2 protein-coding genes are annotated in these 2,318 nt (G+C 62.6%); both read right to left on the bottom strand.

The features are described 5' to 3' along the window. Window positions 1-153 precede the first annotated feature (153 nt). On the bottom strand, window positions 154-894 hold the full coding sequence (locus L0G76_RS15795) for a DUF1345 domain-containing protein (RefSeq protein ID WP_226823967.1): 741 nt from the start codon (window positions 892-894) through the stop codon (window positions 154-156). 62 nt (window positions 895-956) lie between these two features. Beyond that, window positions 957-2,318: amidase (locus L0G76_RS15790; RefSeq protein ID WP_304358083.1), on the bottom strand; the 1,362-nt coding region annotated here is incomplete at its 5' end.

The following is a 2,318-nucleotide window of genomic DNA, read 5'->3' as shown; positions in this document are numbered from 1 at the left end:
TTTGGTCTCCCCACAACATTCCGCCCCCCCCCACACCCACCCCAATGACGGGCGGGCCCCCCTGACCACACCCCCGGGGCCCCCCCACTTTTCGTTGTGCGCTGCACTTGTCGGTAGGCACCGCTTCGCCTGACCGCGCCGGTCAGACACTCCTCAGATCTTGAGGTAGGACAGGAACATCGACACCAGCGTCGCCACGACGACCGAGTTGAAGACGAAGGCGACAATGACATTGCTGCGCACCATCTTCCATCCCTCGCGGGTGATTGCTCGCCCTGGCAGAGCTGCCGTCATCGTCGAGGACAGCACCGCGAACGTCAGATAGTCACCGAATGCCCGCTCTTCCGGCATGTCGAACTCGAGTTGCCTGGCGCCGAGGCTTCCCCCTCCGCCGAGGTCGAGTCGCATGAACTCCAGAGCAAACGAGTACACCATGACCGACCACGAAGCGACCACGTTCGCCAGCCCGAGAATCACGGATAGGACGATGCTCCCGTCCGAGCCCATGGTGACGAGGTAGATGTTGAGCACGATCGCGACGTACGCAGCCAAAGTCGCCCATGACACGGCTCCGCCGTTGCTGAAGTATCGCGACCACCAGCGCCGCTTGCGAGCCAGCGCCCAGCGCGAGTGCACTATGAGCTCGGTTTCGTCGAGTTCGTGCAGCCCGGCGTGAGTCCACAGCAGATAGATCAGCGCGAAGATCGGCCACGCGAAGAGGAAGATCGCGATGAGCTTCTCAACGACATCCCCCAGCTGCCCTGCCTCCGCGCCGAGCGGGTTGAAGTCGAGGCCCAGGACGAGCACAAGGCCGACGACCAGGGCTGGCACCATCGCCACGTTCGCCCGCATGTCATCGGTGATCGTGATCATCTGGCTGTGCGTGGGCCTCATAACGGGGCGGCTCCGCTTCGTTCGTGGCTGCTGAATTCGTCTTCAGCCTAGCCGAGACCCGATCAGAGCCTAGAGACGAATTCGAGCAGCTTCTCATCACTGCGCGGTGGGCCGACGATCTGCACCGACTCGGGTTTCGCCTGCTTGGCCGACCCAGGTGAGTCGGCCCCAGCTGCCATGCGACTCTGGGCCTCCCCCACGGTTGCACCGATCGGCAACGTCACTGCCGGCCACCCGAGAACATTGAATGGCAAGGAGTAGCGCATGAATTTCGCGGCAGACTCCGGTCCAAGCTCATCCCACGCGGCTACTTCACCATCCATAGCGGGCGTAATGATGAAGTCAACGTCGTCGAAGAACGATTCGGCGGTAGCCCGAAGTTCTTCCAAGGAAGCCACATTGGACTGATACTCGGCCTCGGTGATGTTCTGGCCCGATAGGATCTTCGCCCAGACGCCTGGCTGGTATTGCTCGCCCTGGTCATCCAGGAACTGCTTGTGCAGAACATAGGCTTCATAGCGGCGCACAATGTCATAGAAGTCGATCCCCCGCTCAATGAGCTCCGTCAGATAATCGACGTTCGCCGAGGTGGTCGTTGCCTTCCCCGATCCACTGAGATGTTCGCTCGCCCACGCTCGTACCCCCGCGGCCGATTCGTCTGCCGCGTTGAGTAGGCTCAGGTCGATCCTCGGCGTCTCTGCAGGTGAGGAGACTGCAGGACTTGCATCCGCCCCATTCCCAGAGATCACCCTGAAGGCTGCGGTGAGCAGCGGCAGGTCTCGTGCGAACAGGCCCACCGTGTCGAAGGACGGCGACAGTGGGAAGACCCCTTCGGCCGAGACTGTGCCGAAGGTCGGTTTGAACCCGATGACGCCCTGACAGGCGGCGGGCACTCTCACGGAACCTGCGGTGTCAGTTCCCAGCGCCAACGGCACCACTCCGGCAGCAACGAGAGCTGCCGACCCCGAGCTTGACCCACCGGTGCACAGCGCGGGGTCAACCGGGTTGATGACTCGCCCGAAAGCACTCTCATCACCGAGGATGCCGTAGGAGTACTCCTGACAGTTCGTCTTCACCACCGGCAGCGCACCGGCGCGCTCCAAGAGACTCACCACCGGAGCCGATGCACTCGGGTCGGGTCCACTGCTGACGTTCGACCCCATCGTCGTGGGGAATCCAGCCACATCGATGACGTCCTTGACCGCGAAGGGAATGCCCTCGAGAGCTCGTGCTTCTTCACCGGCGGCGGCACGCTCCGCTGACTTCTTCTCAAGGGTGCGTGCGCGATCGCCCATCACCGAGGTGACGGCATTGAGGTCTCGACCGATTCCTTCGACTGCAGCCAGTGTCTGTTCGAGGCTCTGCATTGAACCCTGCTCCCCTTGCGCTCCGTTGGTTTCGCCCACGCTCCTCATCGTGCCAGA

Origin of the sequence: Brevibacterium picturae (assembly GCF_030453725.1) — a bacterium.
GTDB lineage: Bacteria > Actinomycetota > Actinomycetes > Actinomycetales > Brevibacteriaceae > Brevibacterium > Brevibacterium sandarakinum_A.
The sequence above is the reverse complement of the archived record's forward strand: the minus strand, read 5'-3'. Positions and strand labels throughout refer to the sequence as shown.